Source organism: Salinicola lusitanus, from assembly GCF_003206045.1.
In the GTDB taxonomy this organism is placed as follows: domain Bacteria; phylum Pseudomonadota; class Gammaproteobacteria; order Pseudomonadales; family Halomonadaceae; genus Salinicola; species Salinicola lusitanus.
Map to the genome: position 1 here is coordinate 408,266 of NZ_PZJM01000003.1, position 21,652 is coordinate 429,917.

Annotated in this window: 18 protein-coding genes; 6 read left to right on the top strand and 12 right to left on the bottom strand. The window is 64.6% G+C overall.

Annotated elements, in window-relative coordinates; all coding sequences use genetic code 11:
- Positions 1-264 precede the first annotated feature (264 nt).
- The 3 genes from DOM45_RS05655 (at position 265) to DOM45_RS05665 (ending at position 4,726) form a co-directional block, all read left to right on the top strand.
- Positions 265-3,120, top strand: coding sequence for a valine--tRNA ligase (locus DOM45_RS05655; RefSeq protein ID WP_110598546.1), 2,856 nt, complete (start codon positions 265-267; stop codon positions 3,118-3,120).
- Between the two features lie 165 nt (positions 3,121-3,285).
- Positions 3,286-3,996 (top strand): phosphatase PAP2 family protein, encoded by a 711-nt coding sequence (locus DOM45_RS05660; protein ID WP_157958353.1) that lies wholly within the window; start codon positions 3,286-3,288, stop codon positions 3,994-3,996.
- A gap of 13 nt (positions 3,997-4,009) precedes the next feature.
- Positions 4,010-4,726, top strand: a complete 717-nt coding sequence (locus tag DOM45_RS05665; RefSeq protein ID WP_240612297.1) for a phosphatase PAP2 family protein — start codon at positions 4,010-4,012, stop codon at positions 4,724-4,726.
- A 62-nt stretch (positions 4,727-4,788) separates the two neighbouring features.
- On the opposite strand, the gene DOM45_RS05670 is transcribed toward DOM45_RS05665, so the two are convergent.
- Positions 4,789-5,841 carry a GGDEF domain-containing protein gene (locus tag DOM45_RS05670; protein WP_157958183.1) on the bottom strand — a complete coding sequence of 351 codons (1,053 nt, stop codon included), beginning with the start codon at positions 5,839-5,841 and terminating at the stop codon, positions 4,789-4,791.
- Positions 5,842-6,214: 373 nt separating this feature from the next.
- Here DOM45_RS05670 and DOM45_RS05675 point away from each other — a divergent pair, with 373 nt between their 5' ends.
- Positions 6,215-6,616 carry a DoxX family protein gene (locus tag DOM45_RS05675; protein WP_110598549.1) on the top strand — a complete coding sequence of 134 codons (402 nt, stop codon included), beginning with the start codon at positions 6,215-6,217 and terminating at the stop codon, positions 6,614-6,616.
- 9 nt (positions 6,617-6,625) lie between these two features.
- Here DOM45_RS05675 and DOM45_RS05680 read toward each other — a convergent pair whose 3' ends face one another.
- The 3 genes from DOM45_RS05680 to DOM45_RS05690 all read right to left on the bottom strand — a co-directional run bounded on the left by DOM45_RS05680 (position 6,626) and on the right by DOM45_RS05690 (position 8,295).
- Positions 6,626-7,312: a uracil-DNA glycosylase family protein gene (locus DOM45_RS05680; RefSeq protein ID WP_110598550.1), complete on the bottom strand. Its 687-nt coding sequence runs from the start codon at positions 7,310-7,312 to the stop codon at positions 6,626-6,628.
- A gap of 64 nt (positions 7,313-7,376) precedes the next feature.
- On the bottom strand, positions 7,377-7,850 hold the full coding sequence (locus DOM45_RS05685; RefSeq protein WP_110598551.1) for a TspO/MBR family protein: 474 nt from the start codon (positions 7,848-7,850) through the stop codon (positions 7,377-7,379).
- A 4-nt stretch (positions 7,851-7,854) separates the two neighbouring features.
- A complete protein-coding gene (locus DOM45_RS05690) occupies positions 7,855-8,295 on the bottom strand; it encodes a VOC family protein (RefSeq protein ID WP_110598552.1) in 441 nt (146 codons plus the stop codon).
- A gap of 173 nt (positions 8,296-8,468) precedes the next feature.
- Between DOM45_RS05690 and DOM45_RS05695 the strand changes: the two genes are divergently transcribed.
- Entirely contained in the window at positions 8,469-9,494 is a 1,026-nt protein-coding gene (locus DOM45_RS05695; protein WP_110598553.1) for a metal-dependent hydrolase, read from the top strand.
- 65 nt (positions 9,495-9,559) lie between these two features.
- Here the strand turns inward: DOM45_RS05695 and DOM45_RS05700 are convergent, their stop codons facing one another.
- The 3 genes from DOM45_RS05700 to metE all read right to left on the bottom strand — a co-directional run bounded on the left by DOM45_RS05700 (position 9,560) and on the right by metE (position 13,747).
- A complete protein-coding gene (locus DOM45_RS05700; protein ID WP_110598554.1) occupies positions 9,560-10,168 on the bottom strand; it encodes an FMN-dependent NADH-azoreductase in 609 nt (202 codons plus the stop codon).
- A gap of 161 nt (positions 10,169-10,329) precedes the next feature.
- The gene (locus tag DOM45_RS05705) at positions 10,330-11,118 is read right to left on the bottom strand and encodes a C-type lysozyme, inhibitor (RefSeq protein WP_110598555.1); all 789 of its coding nucleotides are present in this window, start codon (positions 11,116-11,118) and stop codon (positions 10,330-10,332) included.
- 340 nt (positions 11,119-11,458) lie between these two features.
- Positions 11,459-13,747 (bottom strand): 5-methyltetrahydropteroyltriglutamate--homocysteine S-methyltransferase, encoded by a 2,289-nt coding sequence (gene metE, locus DOM45_RS05710; RefSeq protein ID WP_110598556.1) that lies wholly within the window; start codon positions 13,745-13,747, stop codon positions 11,459-11,461.
- Positions 13,748-13,872: 125 nt separating this feature from the next.
- Between metE and DOM45_RS05715 the strand changes: the two genes are divergently transcribed.
- Positions 13,873-14,802, top strand: a complete 930-nt coding sequence (locus DOM45_RS05715; protein WP_110598557.1) for a LysR family transcriptional regulator — start codon at positions 13,873-13,875, stop codon at positions 14,800-14,802.
- Between the two features lie 48 nt (positions 14,803-14,850).
- Here the strand turns inward: DOM45_RS05715 and DOM45_RS05720 are convergent, their stop codons facing one another.
- The 5 genes from DOM45_RS05720 to DOM45_RS05740 form a co-directional block, all read right to left on the bottom strand.
- Positions 14,851-16,488, bottom strand: coding sequence for an ATP-binding protein (locus tag DOM45_RS05720; RefSeq protein WP_110598558.1), 1,638 nt, complete (start codon positions 16,486-16,488; stop codon positions 14,851-14,853).
- A 283-nt stretch (positions 16,489-16,771) separates the two neighbouring features.
- Positions 16,772-17,491, bottom strand: a complete 720-nt coding sequence (locus tag DOM45_RS05725) for a winged helix-turn-helix domain-containing protein (RefSeq protein WP_110598559.1) — start codon at positions 17,489-17,491, stop codon at positions 16,772-16,774.
- A 327-nt stretch (positions 17,492-17,818) separates the two neighbouring features.
- Positions 17,819-18,466: a glutathione S-transferase family protein gene (locus DOM45_RS05730; RefSeq protein ID WP_110598984.1), complete on the bottom strand. Its 648-nt coding sequence runs from the start codon at positions 18,464-18,466 to the stop codon at positions 17,819-17,821.
- Between the two features lie 66 nt (positions 18,467-18,532).
- Entirely contained in the window at positions 18,533-19,072 is a 540-nt protein-coding gene (locus DOM45_RS05735; RefSeq protein WP_110598560.1) for a peptidase associated/transthyretin-like domain-containing protein, read from the bottom strand.
- Between the two features lie 112 nt (positions 19,073-19,184).
- A complete protein-coding gene (locus DOM45_RS05740) occupies positions 19,185-21,638 on the bottom strand; it encodes a membrane-bound PQQ-dependent dehydrogenase, glucose/quinate/shikimate family (protein WP_110598561.1) in 2,454 nt (817 codons plus the stop codon).
- Positions 21,639-21,652: the final 14 nt, after the last annotated feature.

A 21,652-nucleotide genomic window follows, 5' to 3' on the forward strand; every position in this document is an offset into this window, starting at 1 on the left:
TCGAATGCTCCCTGTCATCTATCCAGCCATCACATACGACTAAAGTCGTATGACGAAGCGGCTTTATCGTCCCGAGAGCAGGGAGATTGAGTTTTGTTGCTAAATAAAGCGGCTCCCTGACGCCACCCTTGCTCAAGCGTTATAATCCCCGCCATTTTCGCGACGCCACGCCTCGATCCAGCTCCGGGATCCTGCAATCCCGGCCCGGGAGCCGAGGCGCGGCGACTGCCATCGACACCGATTGCCGAGCCCGATATAGCCGCCATGGACAAGACCTACCAACCCGATCAGATCGAAACCCGCTGGTACGAGAGCTGGGAAACCAACAACCGTTTCGCCCCGAGCGGTCAGGGCGAGCCGTTCTCGATCATGATCCCGCCGCCCAACGTGACCGGCAGCCTGCACATGGGCCACGCCTTCCAGGACACGATCATGGACACGCTGGTGCGCTGGAAGCGCATGCGCGGCAACAACACCCTGTGGCAGGTGGGAACGGATCACGCCGGCATCGCCACCCAGATGCTGGTGGAGCGCAAGCTGGCCGCGGAGACCGGTCAGACGCGTCACGACCTGGGGCGCGAGGCGTTCATCGACAAGATCTGGGAATGGAAGGAAGAGTCCGGCGGCCATATCACCCGCCAGTTGCGCCGCATGGGCGCCAGTGTCGACTGGAGCCGCGAACGCTTCACCATGGACGACGGCTTCTACAAGGCGGTGCAGGAGGTCTTCGTCAAGCTGTTCGACGAGGGCCTGATCTATCGCGGCAAGCGCCTGGTCAACTGGGACCCGACCCTGCATACCGCGATCTCCGATCTGGAGGTGGAGAACCGCGAGCAGCAGGGCCAGTTCTGGCACTTCCGCTATCCGCTGGCCGACGGCGTCACCACCGCCGACGGCAGGGACTACCTGGTCGTCGCCACCACCCGTCCGGAGACGCTGCTGGGTGACACCGGCGTGGCGGTCAATCCGGAAGATCCGCGCTATGCGTCGCTGATCGGCAAGTACATCGAACTGCCGCTGGTCGGCCGCCGCATCCCGGTGATCGCCGACGAGCACGCCGACATGGAGAAGGGTTCGGGCTGCGTCAAGATCACCCCGGCCCACGACTTCAACGACTACGAGGTCGGCAAGCGCCACGACCACGCGCTGATCAACGTCTTCTCGCAGGACGCGACCATTCTCGAACGCGCCGAGGCGTTCGACCTGCAAGGACGTCCGCTGCCGGACGTCGACGTCACGCTGCCTGCCGCCTACGCGGGGCTGGATCGCTACGTCGCACGAGAGCGCATCGTCGCCGACATGGAAGCCGCCGGGCTGCTCGAGCAGATCGAGACGGTCACCAACACCCTGCCCTACGGCGACCGTTCCGGCGATGTGATCGAGCCGCTGCTGACGGACCAGTGGTTCGTCGCCGTCGAGAAGCTGGCCAAGCCGGCCATCGAAGCGGTGGAGAACGGCGACATCGAGTTCGTGCCCAAGAACTACGAGAACATGTACTTCGCCTGGATGCGCGACCTGCAGGACTGGTGCATCTCCCGCCAGCTGTGGTGGGGCCACCGCATTCCCGCCTGGTACGACGCCGAGGGCAACATCTTCGTCGCCCGCACCGAGCAGGAGGCCCGCGAGAAGTACGCCATCGCCGACGGGGTGACCCTGACCCAGGACGACGATGTGCTCGACACCTGGTTCAGTTCCGGGCTGTGGACCTTCGGCACCCTGGGCTGGCCCGAGAAGACGCCGGAGCTCGAGACCTTCCACTCCACCAGCGTACTGGTGACCGGCTTCGACATCATCTTCTTCTGGGTCGCCCGGATGATCATGCTGACCGGCCACTTCACCGGCCAGGTGCCGTTCAAGACCGTCTATGTCCACGGCCTGGTGCGCGACAGCCAGGGCCAGAAGATGTCCAAGTCCAAGGGCAACGTGCTCGATCCCATCGATCTGATCGACGGCATCGACCTCGAGACACTGGTGGCCAAGCGCACCGGCAACATGATGCAGCCGCAGAAGGCTCGCGCCATCGAGAAGGCCACCCGAGCCGAATTCCCGGAGGGCATCGAGGCCCACGGCACCGATGCCCTGCGCTACACCTTCCTGTCGCTGGCCACCACCGGTCGCGACATCAAGTTCGACATGGGCCGCCTCGACGGCTACCGCAACTTCTGCAACAAGCTGTGGAACGCCTCCCGTTACGTACTGATGAACGCCGAGGACCAGGATGTCGGCCTCGGCGGCGAGAGCGTGGCGCTGTCGCTGGCGGATCGCTGGATCATCTCCCGTCTGCAGCAGACCGAAGCGCAGGTCACCAGAGCGCTGGAAGAGTATCGTTTCGACCACGCCTCCCAGGCGCTCTACGACTTCGTCTGGAACGAGTACTGCGACTGGTATCTGGAGCTCTCCAAGCCGGTACTGTGGGACGAGAACGCCTCGGCGGAGGCCAAGCGCGGCACCCGCCGCACCCTGGTACGTGTGCTCGAGGTGATTCTGCGCCTGGCGCATCCGATGATGCCGTTCATCAGCGAAGAGATCTGGCAGCGCGTGGCGCCCCTGGCGGGCACGGCATCCGCCGCGGAAGCGACGAGCCTGATGATCCAGCCGTGGCCGGAGGCGGACCCCTCGCGCATCGACGAGCAGTCCATTCGCGACATCGAGTGGCTCAAGGGGGTGATCGTCGCGGTGCGCAACATCCGCGCCGAGATGAACATCGCCCCCGGCAAGCCGCTGGATGCGCTGTTGACCAAGGGCGTCGCCGGCGACCGCGAGCGCCTCGCCGCCAACCGGCTGTTCCTGGCCAAGCTGGCCAAGCTGGAGAGCGTGACCTGGCTCGACGATCCGGCCGAGGCGCCCCTGTCCGCCACCCAATTGGTGGGCGACATGGAAGTGCTGGTACCGATGGCCGACCTGATCGACAAGGAGGCCGAAATGCAGCGGCTGGCCAAGGAGATCGACAAGCAGGACAAGCTGATCGTCGGCATCGAGAAGAAACTCGGCAACGAGAGCTTCACCGCCAAGGCACCCGAGGCAGTGGTCGAGAAGGAGCGCGGCAAGCTCAAGGAGTATCTGGCGGCGCGCCAGCACCTGGTCGAGCAGCGCAACAAGATCGCCGAACTCGACGGCTAGGCACGTTCTACCTCGCGCGAGTCAGGCGCCGGCCCTACCCAGGGGCCGGCGTCTTTTCGTTCAAGCCGATGGAAAGAGCGGCGGCGAGTCGGGACCAGTTTAGAAACACTGTTCCTTATGTATGGCTTAAATTATAATGGCGAAAAGTCACACCGAGCCTTCGTCATGGATATTCGCCGAATCCTCTTCTACAACCTGCTCGCCCTCGTGCTGGTCATCAGTTGGTGGCTCCCGACCGTACTGTTCTGGACCCGGCTGGACGACGACGTGTTTTTCTTCTTCAACCAGTTCATAGGCCCCGTCTACCCCCACTGGACGGAACTCCTGGCGGTTCTCAACACCCGCGCGTTCGACAAGATCCTGTTCGGCGTGTTGCTGGGGATTCTGTGCATGGCCATGCTTCGCGACCGCAACGGCGGGTGGCCGAAGTGGCTGGCCATTGGCCTGGTCATGTCCGCCGTTGCCGCGACGCTCGGTGCGCTATTGCACGAGCACCTGCTGATGGTGCGCCCCAGCCCGACGTTGTGGCACGGCCAGGTCAACCTCCTGAGCGATTACACCTCGCTCCACGCCAAGGATTCGGCATCCGACAGCTTCCCGAGCGATCACGGGCTGATGGCGATGGTCTTCGCCAGCTTCATGCTGCGCTTCGCCGACCGGCTGACGGCAGCGCTGGCCGTCACCCTGACGGGCCTGGTCACGCTGCCGCGAATCATGGTCGGCGCGCACTGGGTCAGCGATGTCTACCTGGGATCGCTGGCGATCGCCCTGGTGGTCCTGCCCTGGGTACTTTGCAACGCCTGGATCGTGCGGCTGATCGGCGCCATGGCAGCGGCATTCGACACCCTCTATCGGCGCCTTCGCCCGAGCCACTAACAAGGAGTTGGTCATGACACCGACGCGGATAGATCTCAAACGCATCATCGCCTTCAACCTGACCGGCCTCGCGCTGCTGCTGAGTTGGGCACTACCCCACGGGCTACCCTGGACCGACCTGGACGACAAAATCTTCTGGGCTTTCAACCAGTGGATCACCCCCGAGAACGGACTCTGGAACGATACGCTGGCGCTGCTCAACACGCGCTTCTTCGATGCCGCGTCGTTCGGCGTCATGGGCGTACTGTTTGCCATCGCCATGCGCCGCGATCCGCGACCCGACCGGGTGCGTCGCTGGTTCGGCATCGGCGTGACGATGCTGCTGACCGCCGGCATCATCGCGGTGGTCACCAACAAGGCGATCACCTACGGGCATCCCAGCCCGACACGCTTCTTCGAACATGCCGCCCACCTGACGGATATCGTCTCGATCCCCACCAAGGATTCGGCGTCGAACAGTTTCCCCGGCGACCATGGGCTGATGTTGATGATCTTCGCCGGATTCATGCTGCGCTTTGCCGATCGCCGCACGGCCGGCTGGAGCGTGGCCTTCGTGATGCTGCTGAGCGCCCCCAGGATCATGGTCGGCGCGCACTGGTTCAGCGATGTCTACATGGGCGCGCTCAGCATCGCGCTGCTTGCTCTGCCCTGGGTCCTGTGCACGCCGGTGGCGACCAGCGTGACGACGCTCGTCCAGCGCGGGCTGTCACGCCTGCCACTGCCCCACTGACCGCTCACCGGCCCGCGGTTGGAACGAAGCGCTTCCCTCCGGCGCTGCGGCGGCGATTCCCTTCAGACGCGGTCCGTCTCCAGCGCCCGCTCGACCCCCTGGGCGAGGCGCTGCGAGTTTCGCGACGTCGCGGCGCCGGCATGCCCCTCGGCCACCACTTGATCTCGCCCGGCGGACTTGGCGGCATAGAGTCGCCGATCGGCCAGTTCGATCAGTTCCCGCAGATGCAGGGCCTCGTCGGCAGTGGCGATTCCCATCGATAGCGTGACTGGCAGCTCGATACTGTCGAGTCGGCAGGGATTGCGCGCCAGTCGATTGCGCATGCGCGTGGCGGCTTCGATGCCCTGGCGCTTGCCGGCACCGGGCAACAGGATCAGGAACTCCTCCCCGCCGACCCGCCCGACGCTGTCGTCACTGCGCAGCGTCTCCCGCAGCAGGGTGGCCAAATGGCGCAGAACGGCGTCGCCGGCAGAGTGTCCATGGTTATCGTTGATCTCCTTGAAGCGGTCGGCATCCACTAGCACCAAGGCAAACTCGCGATGGGTCTTCCAGTAGAGGGAGGCCCGTTCGAAGATCGCACGCCGATTGAGCACCCGCGTCAGCGAGTCATGCATGGCGTCACGCCGATAGCGATGCTCGTGGTAGTCGGTGATCGCCAGCATGCGCAGAATCACGATGCATAGCATGGTGAAGACCAGCCCCAGACCCAGTTCGGCAAGAAACATGTCGATGCCGGAAGCCTGACGGGGTGCGCCAGGCAACGGGGGCAGATGGAGGACACCAAGAGAAAACGTGACGAGGCAGCCGGTCGCGATGATCTTGGTGCGACGACGAAGGTCGGCAAGCATCATTTCGACTTCGGCAAACAGGAGAAAGTAGATCAGACTGGCCTGGTTGGCGGTGACGACGGCACCGACAATGACGAAAACGAGAAACGCGCCCAGCTTGACCGCCAGCGCGGTCGCCACGAACAGGCGACGATGCAGCACCAGTGCCACCACGTAACCGGCAAGACAGGCCAGATTGAGCCAACCGAGGACCGGGCGGCCGACGAGAAACAGCACAGGCGCGATCATCGACTGCGCACATAGTGCCAGCAGATAGATCTCGGCCATGATCTCGAAACTTCTCCGACGCTCCGCCGGGAGGGAATCGGGCGCTTCGGTGCATTTCCGCCAAAGGGAGAAGAACTGGCTCCGCATTTACGACTCGTTGTTGTGTTTGGGTAGGACCCTTCTACGAGCACTTTGCTCGGGCCAGCGCCAGAAAAAACCCCGGCCCGGCGGGCCGATGCTCCCCCCTCACCGAAGAATCGGCACAAGTATCACCGTTTTCGACGACAGAGGACATTGTCAGAATCGCCATCGCCAACGTAGTCCATCGCTTACAAAAAGATACCAATATCCCCGCGCCACGAATCCAGCGCAAGTTCTGTTAGCCTATGCGCGCCAATAAGGCACTGGAACCTTGGACAATACGGAACTCCCTATGCGCTTCCTGCAAAACGATGATCTGGGCAAGCTTCTGCTGCGCCTGTGCGTTGGCGTCCTGATACTGCTGCATGGCATCAGCAAGCTGATGGATCCGACCAGTCTCAACGGGATTGCCCATCAGCTATCGGGCATGGGCCTCCCCTCCTTCGTCGCCTACGGCGTTCTGGTCGGCGAGATCGTCGCCCCGCTGATGGCGATCGTCGGCTGGCAAGCGCGGATTGGCGGGTTGCTGATGGCGGTCAACATGATCGTGGCACTGATACTGGTCCACATGTCGCAACTGTGGACGCTCAATAGCCAGGGGGGATGGACGCTGGAGCTGCAGGGCATGTTCCTGTTCGGCGCCCTGGCGATCATGTTCCTGGGGAGTGGGCGTATGGCGGCCCGCCCGGACTAGCCAAGCCGGTCAGGCCCCGAGCGCCGACAGCCGCCGGTCCAGCAGCTCGGGAAAGCGCTTGAACCAGCGCTGGTTGAGCGGCGAGGGGTGCGGAAGCGGTGCGAGGGTGAAGTGGCGGGTTCCGCCGGTCGGTAGCGTCAGCGCCGTGACACAGGTCGCGGTAAAACGATCCTCGCGGGCCCAGAAAGCCTCCAGCCCATCGCGCACCTCGCGCGATTGGCCGATACCGAACCACAGGAAGGCTTCCCGTCCGAGTGTGATCACCTGATCGCCAGACCACTGCTGCGCCAGCAGTGCCGCTATCAGCGGCTGGAAGCGCCGCTTCACCGCCATTGGCCAGGCCTTGTTGCCCAGCGGCTTGTAGGGGACGGTATTGATCCAGAACAGATCCTCCCCCACCTCCAGCGAGGATTCGAAATCCGGCAACGCTCGTCCGTGGCGATGTCGATAGAGCGCGTCGCGAACCTTCTGCCCTCCGGCGCCGACGAACGGCTGCCCCATCTCGACCTCTTTCCTGCCGGGATCGCGGCCGAAGATGGCCAGCTTGGCTTCTCTGGGCCCCAAACCGACGATCGGCGCCAGAGGGTCACGATCGTAGTGGTGATAGACCTCTCGATCCAGCCGCTCGAGCCCGGCCGCCTCGCGGCGCATCGCGGCCTCGATATCGGCAGGCAGCGGTCGTGTCGGCTGGGTCATGGTGACGGCTCCAGGGGTCTGTCGAGATAACGCCGATCGATGGCGGCCACGGGACGGCGCGATATCAGTCCCATGGCGCGTTGAGTATCAGTACGCCCGCGTTGAGATAGGCGGCGAAGCTCACCCATATCAAATAGGGCACCAGCAAGCCGGCCGCGAAGCGTGAATGGCGCGAGAACGTCACGATCGTCCATACGATCAGCCCCCACAGCAGCAGCAGGTCGAGCAGACCGATCAGCATCCAGTGGGCGGCGAAAAACAGCCACGACCACACGCCGTTGGCGACCAGTTGCAGCACGAACGGTGCCAAGGCGGACCAACGTCCACCCTGGGGCACCGCCAGCGTCACTTTCGTCGCCGCGACCGCCATCATCAGGTAGAGCAGCGTCCAGGCCATCGGAAACAGCCAATCCGGTGGCGTCAGGGGCGGCTTGGCCAGCGCCGCATACCACTCGCCGGGTGGGGCGAGGATGCCGCTGCTGGCAGCGATCGCCACCAGCAGCAGCCAGCCGAGAAAGATACGCGTCGAGCGATTCACGGCGTCACCAGCTACCGGTGTTTTCCATCGAAGCCCACGGCTCCTTCGGTGCCTGCGCCTCGCCCTTCTGGAGCAGTTCGATCGAAATGCCGTCGGGAGAGCGCACGAAAGCCATGTGTCCGTCCCGCGGCGGCCGATTGATGGTCACGCCACCCGCCTGCAGCTTTTCGCAGAGGGCGTAGATATCGTCGACCCGATAGGCCAGGTGGCCGAAATTGCGACCGCCGGTGTAGGTTTCCGGATCCCAGTTGTAGGTCAGCTCGACCATCGGCGACTGCTCGGCCTTGGCGCGTGGCGTGTCATTGGGCGTGGCCAGGAAAACCAGTGTGAAACGCCCCTTCTCGCTCTCCTTGCGTGACACCTCCTGCAGGCCCAGCAAGTCGCAATAGAAGTGCAGCGACGCGTCGAGATCGGCGACGCGAACCATCGTATGCAGGTATTCCATGGATTTGTTCCTGATTCGTCAGTGAGTTGGACCATCCCATGGTAGACCACCGCCGTCGATCGGTGAATGACGCCTCGCTGGTTACGTTCGAGTCGACGCGGCGGCCAACCTCGCACACACTGCGACGTTCGGCAGATGCCGTCACTCTCGACCGCCCATGATAGGGACATCGTATGGACTCCGTTACCCAAGCCTGCCTGGGCGCCGCCATCGGCGGCGTGGTCATGCCTCGACTCGGCCGGCGTGCGCTGCTGATCGGGGCCGCCCTCGGCACCCTGCCGGACCTCGACGTGCTGATCGATTATGGCGACGCCGTTGCCGACTACACCCGGCATCGCGGCTTCAGTCACTCGCTGATCGTGCTGACCGGCATCGCGACGCTTTTCGCCGGGCTCGCCGCACGCTGGTCGCGCACGCGCGAGATCGCCTCCTTCCAGCACTGGTGGTGGCTGTTCACCCTCTGCCTAACGACGCATCCGTTGCTCGATGCCTTCACGACCTATGGCACCCAGCTGCTGTGGCCGCTGCCGCTGCGACCGATCAGTTGGCACACCCTGTTCATCATCGACCCGCTCTACACGCTTCCCCTGCTGATCGGGGTGATCGTGTTCGCCATACGTCCCAGCACCCAACGGCTGCTGGCCGCGATGCTGGGGCTGTCATGCCTCTACATCGGTTTCAGCCTGGCGGCCCAGGCGTTCGTCGAGCAACGGCTCGCGCCTCTCCTGGCCCAACGGGGCATGAGCGGCGACCCCATCCTGGTTCAGCCAGCCCCCCTGACCACCCTGCTCTGGCGCGTCACCGTCATCCATGACGGCGCGGCCTACGAAGGTTGGGTCAGCCTGCTGGACGGCGATGCCCCGCCGACGCTGGCACCCTGGCCACTGGGGGATGAATGGCGACGGGCTGCGCAGCGGACTCGGGATGGCCAGCGCCTCGCCTGGTTCAGCGGCTCGTTCCTGCGTTACGAAACCCGCCGCGAGGCGGGCAGAGAGAGGCTCCTGGCCACCGACATTCGCCTGGGCGTGCCGGGTGCCCACCCGTTCACCTTCTCGATTGCCGAGCGCGGGGATGACGGCCAGTGGCAGCCCGTGACCAGCGAGCGCGTGGGTTCGGCCCGTCCGGACCGGGCCGTCATGCAGCGGCTGCTGGCGCGAATCACCTCGCCCCAGGTCGAGCCGATCACCGCGCCCGACTGAAACGAGAGCCGCCCGCTACATCGGTAGCGGGCGGCTCGGGTCGACGCTGGAACGAGGTCCGACGATCAGAAATGCGAGTCGACGTAGTGGCCGATCGCCTGCTTGGCTTCGGTCAGGGATTGATGCTTGCGATCGTCGCCCATGTTAAGGCCTTCGGCGTAGATGGCGTCGACCTCCTTGATGCCGATCAGGCCCAGCATGTGCCTGAGGTGTGGCGTTTGCGAGTCCATCTCGGTGCCGGCGTACATGCCCCCGCGGGCGGCCAGAATCAGCGCCGACTTGCCCTCCAGCAGCCCCACCGGGCCGTTGGCGGTGTACTGGAAGGTCTTGCCAGCGCGCAGGATACGATCGAACCATGACTTGAGCTGACTCGGAATGCCCAGATTGTAGAGCGGCACCGCCAGCACCAGCACATCGCAGGCATCGACCTCGGACAGCAGTTCGTCGGACACCTGAGCCAGTTGCCGCTGCTCGTCACTGCGCTCGGAGGGATCGGTCATCCAGCTCGTCATTTCGGCACCGGTCAGGTGGGGCAGCGGCTGCTCCACCACGTTGCGCTCGGTCAACTCGACGTCCCGCCCCTGCAAGGCGGCCTTGAACGATGCCGCCAGCGCTCGGGACTGGCCAGCCTCGCCGAAGAGGGAACTGGTGATGAGAAGAACACGTCGTGTCATGAAGCCGTCTCCATTATTGAAGTCACACCCAACCAAGATGCCGTCGATGAGCGGCAAGCGTTGCAGGGATTATTCGTTGCACTTCATGAAATGAAAACCGCTAAAAATAGCATCAACCTTTCGACAATTTCGTTCGTTCTCACATTCATGGCGCTGGTCGCTCAGCGGCTGGCTTCCACGCCCTGCCCGCAGCCCTGGAACTCGCGAGCCCCGTAGCGCAGCGTCACCTTGACCGGCCACGGCTGGCCACTCATGTCATCGAAGCAGGCGCCGGCGCGAAGATCGAGTTCCATGGGATATCGGCCGCTGTCGCTGACCAGCACCATGCGCGCATCGCCTCCGTTCTTCACCGAGGCGACCCGGTAGTCGAACGTATCGGTAGCCTGGCCATAATCGGACACCAGCGTCAGCGAATGGCTGTTGCGATCCAGCGAGACGTTCCAGCCGGGCTCGTTGCCGCTGGCGTAGAAGATGGTGTCGGGATGCGCCTTGCGCGTCGTCGTCTGGCGCTCGCTGGCCAGCGTGCAGACCAGCCGGCCGTTATCGCTCTCGACCCGGGCATCACGCCCCTGGCGCCAGAACGACACCCCGCCGAGCTGGTAGCGGGAGCCGGCGCCCACCACGGCGCTCGGCAGTTCGGTCTCCCCCAGCGCGGTCCACAACCGCAGTCGCCGATCATCGGGCGTGGTGGTGACCAGATCCTGGGATGGGGTACAGCGCCAGGCAGTGAACGTCTCGCCACCGTCGGCGAAGAAGGCACTCGGCATCAGCGGCGACTTGAGCGCAGCCAGGCCCGCCGACGGCGCGGTGGACTTCACCCCCTGCTGAGCGCCACCGGCACAGGCCGTGAGCAGCAGCGACGCGGCCGACAGGGCCAGCCAGCGAACCGATGGGCGATAACGACGGATGAGGGCGCGGCGGTCTTTGCCAGCCTGGAGCGCATTGGGCATGAGCAAGGTTCCCGAGAGATGTCTGGACACGAAGAGAGTGTTTACCAAAGGGCTGCGCTCGACAATGCGGCGTTGAAATTGACCTCACCGAACTTCAGTTCAGAACGTCCGCAGGACGGCCCGAAGGGCGAGCGGTGCGAGTCAAATACTCATTTACGCCCGGTAAATTCCGCTTTCTCGTCCAATTTCGCCTTGCCTTGTCTTCGCTCGCCTGTTTTGTGAACACCCTCTGATAGCCGTCATAAAAAAGCGCCGCGGGATCGCCCCGCGGCGCAACGTTCAGCCTAACATGCCAGGCGCGCTGGCGGGCCAAACCATGAACCCGTTCATCGCGCGACGCTCATGCGTAGCGCTTGCGCAGCTCGCGGGCCGCTTCGGCCATGTTGGCCAGCGCGGGCTCCACTTCCGCCCAGCCGCGCGTCTTGAGACCGCAGTCCGGATTGACCCAGAGTCGCTCGGGCGCAATCTTCTCCGCAGCCTTGGTCATCAGGTCGACCATCCAGGCGCGCTCGGGGATGTTCGGCGAGTGAATGTCGTAGACGCCGGGCCCGATCTCGTTGGGGTAGTCGAAGTCCTGGAACGCATCCAGCAGCTCCATGTCCGAACGCGAGGTCTCGATGGTGATGACGTCGGCATCCATGGCCGCGATGGCGCCGATGATGTCGTTGAACTCGGCGTAGCACATGTGGGTGTGGATCTGGGTCTCGTCGGTGGCGACGGCAGCGCTCAACTGGAAGCACTCCACCGCCCAGTCGAGATACGCCTGCCACTCGGCCTGGCGCAGCGGCAGACCCTCCCGCAGTGCAGGCTCGTCGATCTGAATGATCGCGATACCCGCGCGCTCGAGGTCGGCGACTTCATCGCGCAGGGCCAGCGCGATCTGCCGGCAGGTCTCGGCGCGCGGCTGGTCGTCGCGCACGAACGACCACTGCAGAATGGTGACCGGTCCGGTCAGCATGCCCTTCATCGGCTTGTCGGTGAGCGACTGGGCATACTGGCTCCAGCGCACCGTCATCGCCGCTGGCCGCTCCACGTCGCCGAAGATCACCGGCGGCTTGACGCAGCGTGAACCGTAGCTCTGCACCCAGCCGTTCTGGGTGAAGGCAAAGCCATCGAGCTGCTCGCCGAAGTACTCGACCATGTCGTTACGCTCGGCCTCGCCGTGTACCGGCACATCGAGCCCGAGCTGCGCCTGGCGCTCGACGACCATTGCAATCTCCTCCCGCATGCGGGCTTCGTAATCGGCCAGGTCGAGGATCCCCTTCTTGAAGTCGCGGCGTGCCGCGCGAATCTCCTGGGTCTGCGGGAAGGACCCGATCGACGTGGTCGGGAACAGCGGCAGGGCGAGACGCTCCCGCTGCGCGCTGGCGCGTACCGCGTAGACGTTGCCACGGCGCGTGTCGGCAGCGCTCACCTTGGCCAGACGCTCGGCGACCCGAGGCTTGTGGATGCGCCGCGACGCTCGGCGCGCCGCCAGGGCCTGGCTGGCCTCATCCACCCGCTGGCGATCCGTCGCCGTCTCGGTGCCATCGAGCACGTGGGCGAGCGTCACCACCTCGCCGAGCTTCTGCCGCGCGAAGGCCAGCCAGCTCTTCAGCTCGGGATCGAGTCCGGTTTCGTTGTCCAGGTCGACGGGGACGTGAAGCAGCGAGCAACTCGGCGCCAGCCACAGGCGGTCGCCCAGGCGAGCCTTGGCGTCCGCGAGCTCGCCGGCAAGTCGGGTGAGATCGGCACGCCAGATGTTGCGGCCATCGATGGCGCCTACCGAGAGCACCTTGTCGGATGGCAGCCTGTCGAGCACCGCGCTCAGCTGCTGCGGCGCCCGCACCACATCCACGTGCAGCCCCTCCACCGGCAGCGCGACGGCCAGCCCCAGATTGTCGCCGAGCCCGCCGAAGTAGCTTGCCACCAGCAGCTTGACCGGTGTCGACTGGAGCGTGGCGTAAGCCGATTCGAAGGCGCGCTGCCAGTCGCTGGGCAAGTCCTGCACCAGCGCCGGCTCGTCGAGTTGCACCCATTCGACGCCTGCGCTCGCGAGGCGACCCAGAATGTCGCTATAGGTCGCGACGAGCTCGTCGAGGAGCGAGAGACGTTCGAGCCCGTCGCTCTTGGCCTTGGCCAGCCACAGCCAGGTTACCGGGCCGGTCAGCGCCACCTTGACGGGATGGCCTTCGGCCCGGGCTTCCGCGACCTCGTCGAATAGCCGCTCGCTGGCAATGCAAAACGTCTGTCCCTGGTATAGCTCCGGCACCAGATAGTGGTAGTTGGTATCGAAATACTTCGTCATCTCGCAAGCCGCTGCCGGCTCGCCGCTGGGCGCGCGGCCACGTGCCATCCGAAAGCTGGTGTCGAGATCGACCTCGCCGCCGGTGCGGCCGAAGCGCGGCGGAACGGCGCCGATCATCACCGAGACGTTGAGCACCTGGTCGTAAAAGGCGAAGTCCCCCACCGTCACCAGGTCCAGGCCTGCATCGACCTGATCCTGCCAGTGCGTTTTGCGAAGGCGCGTACCTTCCCGCTCGAGTCCATCGCGGTCGAGTTCGCCTTTCCAGTAGGCTTCGACGGCTTTCTTCAGTTCGCGATGGGCACCGATTCTCGGGTAGCCCAGGGTATGCACCGGCGTGGTCATGTGTAGGGTCTCTCAGAGTTAGCGGTTAGAATGGTGAAGATGATGGCTTGGCGGGCAGTGTCCCCGGCGATATATCCTGAATCAAACGCGTTTATCTAATCCTCAACGTGAGCAGAATTCATAGCATGCTCGAACTTCGCCACCTCCGCACGCTGATCGCCCTGCGCGATACCGGTTCCCTCGTCGAGGCGGCGGAGCGCGTCCACCTGACCCAATCGGCGCTGTCCCACCAGATCAAGGATCTGGAGTCGCGTCTCGGCATGCCGCTGTTCACGCGCAAGACACGTCCGGTGTCGTTCACGCGCGCCGGGGAGCGCCTGCTGACACTGGCCGAACAGGTTCTGCCTCAGTTGCGTCTGGCGGAGCGGGACCTGGCTCGGCTGGCGGGACACGAACAAGGGCGCCTGCACATGGCGATCGAGTGCCACAGCTGCTTTCAGTGGCTGATGCCGACGGTCGACCACTTTCGCAATCACTGGCCGGAAGTCGAGGTCGACATCCCCAGCGGCCAGAATTTCGACCTGCTGCCCGGCCTGACCCGCGAAGTTCTCGATCTGGTCATCACCGACAATCCCGAGCCGCTGCCGGGCGTGCACTACGAACCGCTGTTCCGCTACGAAGGCTTGCTGGCAGTGGCCAAGCAGCACGCCCTGGCGACCCGAAGCTGGGTCGAGCCATCGGACTTGATCGAGGAGACGCTGATCGTCTACCCGGTGGACCACTCCCGGCTGGACGTCTTCACCCAGTTTCTGGACCCGGTCAGCGTGCGGCCGAAGGAGATCCGCAGTGCGGAGCTGACGGTGATGATGATGCAGCTGGTAGCCAGCGGGCGCGGCGTCTGCGCCCTGCCCAACTGGGCACTGACCGAGTATCTGGAGCGCGACTACGTCAAGGCGCTGCCGCTGGGCAAGGAAGGGGTATGGAGCACGCTGTATGCGGCGATCCGGGAGGAGAATCTGGCGCTACCGTGGATGGAGGACTTCATTCGTACCGCCAGAGACACGTCGTTCGCGGTACTGAACGGGATCAAGCCGGCGGGCGCGGAGCCCACCTGAGCCACGAACCACGGTGCGGACGCCGAAGCGCGTGCCGGCGCTGGCTCGTCAGGACGACTCCTCCTCGTCGAAGTTCAGCGGGTGAATCGCCTCCCGCCCATGGAGCGGTAGCAGCAAGCTGAACCGGGCGCCCCCCAGGCTGGCACTGCGATCGACCACGACATTGCCACCGTGCCAGGCCATGATCTTCTGCACGATGGAGAGCCCCAGCCCGTAGCCGCCGGAGCGGCGGGTGCGGCTGTCGTCCAGCCGGGCGAATGGCTTGAAGATGGCAATCCGCTTCTCTTCCGGCACCCCCGGACCATCGTCCTCGACATCGATCCGGACAGCCCTCGGCTCGCGGTGGATCGTCACCATGACCCGGGATTCGGCATGGCGGCAGGCATTGGCGACCAGATTCTGTACCGCACGCTGCAGGTAGCGCGGCTCCGCTTCCACCTCGAGCTCCTCGCCATCGACGACGCCGAGTTCGAGGTGCGGATGCAGCGGGCTCAGCGTATCCAGCACTCGCCAGGCAACCGCCCGGCACTCCATGCTCTCCGTCTTGAGCGTGACGCCTTGCGCGTTCTCGCTGTCGAGCTTGGCATAGGTGAGGATCTCGTCGATCAGCCGGTCGAGCTCGGAAATGTCCTCGTCGATGCCCGCCAGCTGGCGCTGGGCGCTTTCATCCTTGCTGAGATCCTCGAGCATCTGGACCGCGAAGCGAATGCGGGCCACCGGCGTGCGCAACTCGTGGGAAACGGCACGGATCATCTCCTGCTGGCTGCGCAGCAGCGACTGGACCTGGGCGGCCATGCCATTGAGCGCCATGCCCAGGCGACCGACGAAGTCGTTGCTGTCGACCCGCACCCGCGAGTTGAGATGCCCGGCGGCAATCCTCGTCGCGGCGCGCTCCAGCCGCCCCACGCGCCCTTCGACACTCCAGACGATGAGATAGATGGCTCCCGCCAGGGTCAAGAGCACCATGATCAGCAGCGCCAGCGCCAGCGACAGCGGCATCGATTCGAAACTGGGCAGCGGACCGATTCGCAACCAGCGATCCGGGCCGACTCGGGCGTGGATATAGAGCGCGCTGAGGCCCGTTTCGAGACGCACCACCACCTCGCCGGCGTCGAGGCGCGTCGCCTGGATGGGGTCGACATCCGTCGGTGGCGCGGTGTAGAGACCGAGTGGCACGTGGAACTGCTGTTTGACCCGCTCGAAGCGACGGGCCTGGATCTCGTCCGTCTCGCCGCTCAGCCAGCTTCGCAGCACTTCGGTGATGCCGCGCAGCTGCATCTCGTTGAGACTGTTGATGCGTGCCGCCAGCACCCATTGGGAGTTCGGCAACTGATAGAGAGAGCGCCAGCCCTTGTCGGTCGACTCGATGACGGGGCGGTTCTCGCGCAAGCGGGCTCGCTCGAAGTAGTTGAGCGAGAGCTCGTCGAGCTTGAACAGCCCCAACGGCATGCCCAGTGTCGATGCCATCGATGCCAGCCAGTCATTTCGCTGCGCCAACGGTTGGCGAGAGACGAGATCGGAAAGCAGCGCCAGCGGACCGCTGACGAGATTCTCCCGATAATGTTCCTGGCGCACCTTGTCGACCATCAGGAAACCGAGCAGCACCAGCGCGAAGGTGATGACCAACGCCGCCAGCAACGACACGTAGAACCGAAAGAATGTGCTGTCGGTAAAGGAACGACGCATGTTGAATCTCGCGCGGCAATCGGCTTCGTGGATGGCCAGAAGGCTAGTTTCGCCCGTCTCCGCGAAGAGACGGGGGCCTGCTGCAGGAGGCGATCGATGTCCGCCGTGCGGCACCCGTGGCCCCGCGCTCGGCCGGCGTCGCGACGACTCGCCTATCGCCCCTGCCTGGCGTGGCCGGCCGAGCGACGGTAGTCGTGATCGCGAAGCTACTGACCGCAACAGCCCGGCAACCTGCCGGTTTCACGGCCCAGGAGAACCGAGCGGACACCGTGATCGGTTCGCTTCAGCTATCCCTGACGAATAGATACCCCTTGCTCCGCACGGTCTTGATGCGATGGGGGTGGTTGGGGTCGTCACCGATCTTGGGACGAATACGCGAGACGCGCACGTCGATGGAGCGATCCTGTCCATCGTATTTGATGCCGCGCAGCTGGGAAAATATCTCTTCCCGGGTCAGCACGCGGCCGGCGTTGTCGGCCAGCAGCCAGAGGAGGTCGAACTCGGCGCTGGTGAGATCGACCCGCTCCTCCTCCAGCCAGGCTTCGCGAGTGGCGCTGTCGATGACCAGGTTGTCGAAGGTCAGGCGGGTCGCTCCACTGGAGGAGACCAGGCTGTCGGCGCGGCGCATCAAGGCCCTCATGCGCGCCAGCAGAACCCTGGGCTGAACCGGCTTGGGCACGTAGTCGTCGGCGCCCATCTCCAGGCCGAGGACCTGATCCATGTCGTCGGTGCGCGCGGTCAGCATCAGGATGGGGCCGGCATAGTGCGGTCGCGCCCGCCGGCAGATGGACAGACCATCCTCGCCGGGCAGCATCAGATCGAGGATCACCATGTCCGGCTGCTCCTCGACGATACGCTCCACGCCGTGCGCGCCATCATGCTCCAGCCCGACCTGGAACCCGTTGGCCTCCAGATACTCACGCGTCAGATGTGCCAGACGCTCGTCGTCTTCGATGATCAATACGCGATCTTGATGTGCAGTGCTGTCCAAGCTGTCATCCATCCCTTTGAGTTGGCCTCGAAACCCTGCATACCGATATTCATTTATTATGTGGCGGCTCACGGCAATCACGATTCACGCAACTGCATTATGGCTTGCCATCATGATACTGCTGTCTCTGAAAACCGACTTCGAAAACAAAGACTGACGCTACGCTTAAAAACAGAACATAGCGAATTAAACAGCATCATACCCGAATTGTTCCCTTTGTAACCCAGTATCGCTGGCGGCCAAAGTACCTTGGGTTGGAATCCTCCGGGAGCGCACCATCAAGATGCCCGTCGTGACGCCATGCAGGGTGTCGCTCCTGGCGAATTTCTTAGCGCGGGATCAGTAAGTCAGGCGTCCGTAAAGTTCGCCGAAGGGGCGCATGACGTGGCGTTGATAGTGGGGGCGCTGCTGCAGCCGTCGATACCACGCTTCCACGTTGGGCAGCGACGGTCGCGGTATCTCGAGTTCGAAGTAACGGTAGAGCGTGGTGCCGGCCGGAATATCGGCCAATCCCAGCCGATCTCCGCTGAGGAACGGACTCTGGGCCAGGCGCTCGTCGAGGAGGCGGTAGAGCCGGTCGCACTTGGCCAGCGAACGTTCGATGGCGACATCGTCATGCTGGTCGCCCGGCGTGCGATAGAAGCCCCAGAAGATACCACCAAAGAAAGCCGGCTCCAGTTCGGACAACGACCAATCGAGCCAGCGATCGATCAGCGACTGGGCGGCCGGAGAGGCGCGCCGAAAATCCTGTCCGCCATGCGCCGAAGCCAGGTAGCGAAGGATTGCGTGCGTTTCCCAGACGATGGTCTCGTCCTCTTCGATGACGGGAATCCGCCCGTTGGGATTCATCGCCAGAAACGCCTCGTCGTCCAGGCCGCCCTGCTCTCCCCCCGCCGGTCGATGGGCGTAGTCGAGTCCCAGTTCGTCAGCCAGCCACAGCACTTTCTGGACGTTGTATGAGCTCTCGCGCCCCCAGATCGTCAACATCGTTCGCCCCTCCGGTTCACGGCCCGTCTCTCGCGCCGTCTCGACCTCCATTTCCCGTCGCCGACCTCAGCGGCTCAAATCCACATCCCGGGTCTGCCCCTCGCCGAGTTCGATCTGCTTGATGATGATCGGACTGCGCGAGTTGCCACCGGGAAGCAACACGCTGCCGGCGACGTAGAAGACACCGGCGGGGATGCCGCGCACGACGAAATAGCCGTTGTCGTCGGTCTTGGCGTAGTGCGTGTATTCCCGGGCCCGTGGGTCGGCAGGTTCGATCTTGCGCCCCGAGAGCGCCACGTCGGCGGCTTCGGCGGCATAACGGGTCGCGGGCGCTACCGATACCGTCTCGCCGGCACCGATCAACGTCTGGCCGGCGGAGGTCTCGTAGGTCAGACGCCCCTGCACGGCAGACGTCCCTTTTTTCTCCAGCTTCGCGTACTCGTCGGCCGGAAAGGGGATCTGGCGCTTCACCACGGTTTCATCGCTGTCGGCACCACCGAAGATATCGGGCATCTGAAACGATCCCGTCGAAAGGCTCTCGCAGCCCGCCAGCACCAGCGTCACCGTCAGCGCCAAAGCGCCGAGCCGAAGATTTCCCGCCACCATCGATTCTCTCCTTGAACATTGACGCTGGTCGTCAGCGTCACGAGCCTCATCCTGCCTGCCAATCGGGCAACAAGTTCGCAAGCCGTCATTACCATGACGCCATGCCGTTCGCTCACGGCAGCGCGTCCCGAGGCAATGCATAAGCCACGACATAGTCCCCCATACGGGAGCCGAAAGTCCCGTGCCCGCCGGCCGTGACGACCACGTACTGGCGGCCGTCCCTGCCCCGGTAGGTCATTGGCGTGGCCTGTCCGCCTGCGGGGAGCCGGGCTTTCCAGAGTTCGCGACCACTGGTCAGGTCGTAAGCCCGCAGATATTGATCGAGCGTGCCGCTGAGAAAACTGACGCCACCGGCGGTGGTGATCGGCCCGCCCAGCGCCGGGACGCCGACGGCCAACGGGATCGGCAGGTCGAACGGCATGCTGTCTCTCGTGGTGCCGTTGCGATGTTGCCAGACCACTTCACGACTGCCGAGATCGATCCCCGCGACCTGGCCCCAGGGCGGCGCCTGGCAAGGCAGGCCGAGTATCGACAGGAACGGCCCCAGTTCGACGGCGTATGGCGCCCTTCGATTGGGTCGAACGCCCTGCTCGCTGGCGGACGCCTCCGGATCGTCTTCGCCGTCGCGGGGGATCAGACGCGAGACGAAGGCGAGATAGTTGGGGCTGGTGAACATCGCCTGACGCGCCGGATCGACGGCCACTCCGCTCCAGTTGAAAACGCCGACATTGCCGGGATAGACGAGACTCCCGTTCAGCGACGGCGGCGTGTACTGCCCTCGATAGTCGAGAGCGTGGAACTGGATGCGGCACAGCATCTGATCGATCGGCGAGACGCCCCACATGTCGCTGCCGGTGAGTGGCGGCGGCAGCAGGTTGAGTGTCGAACGCGGCTGGGTCGCCGCGGTGAAGTCACCCTCGACCGCACCGCTGGGCGCCTTGACCTCCTCGATCGGCACGATCGGCTCCCCGGTCCCCCGGTCGAGCACGTAGAGGCTGCCCTGCTTGGTCGGTTGAATCACCGCCGGCAACATGCCGTCGGGCGTCTGGAGGTCGAGCAGGACCGGCTGGGCGGGAGTATCCATGTCCCAAAGGTCGTGGTGGACGAACTGCTGCCGCCAGCGGACCCCGCCGGTGGCGAGACCCAGCGCCACCAGTGCCGCGCCGTAGGTCTCGTCATTCTCGTCGCGATCGGCACCGTACGGGTCCGGCGTGGCGTTGCCGGTCGGCAGATAGACCAGTCCCAGGCGCTCGTCGACGCTGAGCGGCGCCCAGGCATTGGGGGAGTTGCGGGTGTAGGTCGCCTCGGGCGCAATGGGAGCGGTGGCTTCCGGATTGCCGCTGTCCCAGTTCCAGACCAGCTCTCCCGTACCGACATCGTAGGCCCGGACGACCCCCGAGGGCTCATCGGTGGAGCCGTTGTCGGTGACGTGACCGCCGATGATGACCAAGTGTTCGGTGACCACCGGCGGCGACGTGGCGTAGTAACCGCCGGGCGCGAAATCGCCGATATTGCGCGTCAGGTCGACTTCGCCATCGACCCCGAAACCGGGACAACGCTCGCCGCTCTGGGCGTCCAGCGCAATCAGCCTGGCATCGGCCGTCGGCACGAAGAGTCGTCGCGGGCACATCACGTCCGTCTGGCCAATCGACGGCACTCGCGGCGCGACGGGGCCTTCGTCGCTCCCGGCAGCGCCACCCCCGGTCGCGACGCCACTCCCCGCCGTGTCGGCGTAATCGGATACGTCGTAGTAGGCGACACCGCGACAGGTCATGTGCGCCCAGCCAGAGAAATCGTCGGCGCCCATCCTGCTGAGCTCGGGATCGAAGGTCCATCGGACGTCGCCGGTTTCCGGTGACACTGCTATCACTCGGCTATGGGAAGTACACAGAAAGAGATTGTCGCCCACCTTCAGCGGCGTGTTCTCGTTGGTAATCTCCGGTGGCGAGGTGGACGTCGCGATGTCACCGGTTCGAAGGCGCCAGGCTTCCTGGAGCCTGCCGACATTCGCCGGCGTGATCTGGTCGAGGGACGAATAGTGGGTACCGGCATTGGTGCCGCCGTAGGCGGGCCAGTTCTCTCCTGCCACCTGCGCCTCGTTGATCACCTGCGCCCTGCGTTCGGGATCGAGTCGTCCCTCGATGGTGCCCGGCGCGATGAACTGCGCGACCACCGCGATCCCGATCGTCAGGCCGACGGCCAGCGCCAGCGCGCCGCTTCCCAGCGGAGAGGCCACCGGCTTTCTCCACCACGGCAACAGCAGCACGATCCCGAGCACGCAGGGCAGCGCGACCCGCGGCGCCAGTTGCCACCAGTCGAATCCCACCTCCCACAGCGACCAGGCCAGCGTCGCCAGCAGTACCATCGCGTAAAGCAGCAGTGCCGCCGGATGGCGACGAATCAGCAGCCCGCCACTGGCCAGGAGGCCGAGACCGGCGAGCAGATAGTAACCGCTGCCCCGCAGGACGATCAGCCAGCCCCCGCCCACGACCAGGATCAGGCCCACGACCACCATGACGGCGCCCAGCACCCAGGCAGCGAGCCGATACGGTTTGCGTGCGCTCATGTCGATGGCACTCC

Bases quoted from the DNA above. Each gene is read 5' to 3' on its own strand.
- DOM45_RS05655 (WP_110598546.1), top strand. From the start codon at position 265: ATGGACAAGACCTACCAACCCGATCAGATCGAAACCCGCTGGTACGAG.
- DOM45_RS05660 (WP_157958353.1), top strand. From the start codon at position 3,286: ATGGATATTCGCCGAATCCTCTTCTACAACCTGCTCGCCCTCGTGCTG.
- DOM45_RS05665 (WP_240612297.1), top strand. From the start codon at position 4,010: ATGACACCGACGCGGATAGATCTCAAACGCATCATCGCCTTCAACCTG.
- DOM45_RS05670 (WP_157958183.1), bottom strand. From the start codon at position 5,841: ATGGCCGAGATCTATCTGCTGGCACTATGTGCGCAGTCGATGATCGCG.
- DOM45_RS05675 (WP_110598549.1), top strand. From the start codon at position 6,215: ATGCGCTTCCTGCAAAACGATGATCTGGGCAAGCTTCTGCTGCGCCTG.
- DOM45_RS05680 (WP_110598550.1), bottom strand. From the start codon at position 7,312: ATGACCCAGCCGACACGACCGCTGCCTGCCGATATCGAGGCCGCGATG.
- DOM45_RS05690 (WP_110598552.1), bottom strand. From the start codon at position 8,295: ATGGAATACCTGCATACGATGGTTCGCGTCGCCGATCTCGACGCGTCG.
- DOM45_RS05695 (WP_110598553.1), top strand. From the start codon at position 8,469: ATGGACTCCGTTACCCAAGCCTGCCTGGGCGCCGCCATCGGCGGCGTG.
- DOM45_RS05700 (WP_110598554.1), bottom strand. From the start codon at position 10,168: ATGACACGACGTGTTCTTCTCATCACCAGTTCCCTCTTCGGCGAGGCT.
- DOM45_RS05705 (WP_110598555.1), bottom strand. From the start codon at position 11,118: ATGCCCAATGCGCTCCAGGCTGGCAAAGACCGCCGCGCCCTCATCCGT.
- metE (WP_110598556.1), bottom strand. From the start codon at position 13,747: ATGACCACGCCGGTGCATACCCTGGGCTACCCGAGAATCGGTGCCCAT.
- DOM45_RS05715 (WP_110598557.1), top strand. From the start codon at position 13,873: ATGCTCGAACTTCGCCACCTCCGCACGCTGATCGCCCTGCGCGATACC.
- DOM45_RS05720 (WP_110598558.1), bottom strand. From the start codon at position 16,488: ATGCGTCGTTCCTTTACCGACAGCACATTCTTTCGGTTCTACGTGTCG.
- DOM45_RS05725 (WP_110598559.1), bottom strand. From the start codon at position 17,491: ATGGATGACAGCTTGGACAGCACTGCACATCAAGATCGCGTATTGATC.
- DOM45_RS05730 (WP_110598984.1), bottom strand. From the start codon at position 18,466: ATGTTGACGATCTGGGGGCGCGAGAGCTCATACAACGTCCAGAAAGTG.
- DOM45_RS05735 (WP_110598560.1), bottom strand. From the start codon at position 19,072: ATGGTGGCGGGAAATCTTCGGCTCGGCGCTTTGGCGCTGACGGTGACG.
- DOM45_RS05740 (WP_110598561.1), bottom strand. From the start codon at position 21,638: ATGAGCGCACGCAAACCGTATCGGCTCGCTGCCTGGGTGCTGGGCGCC.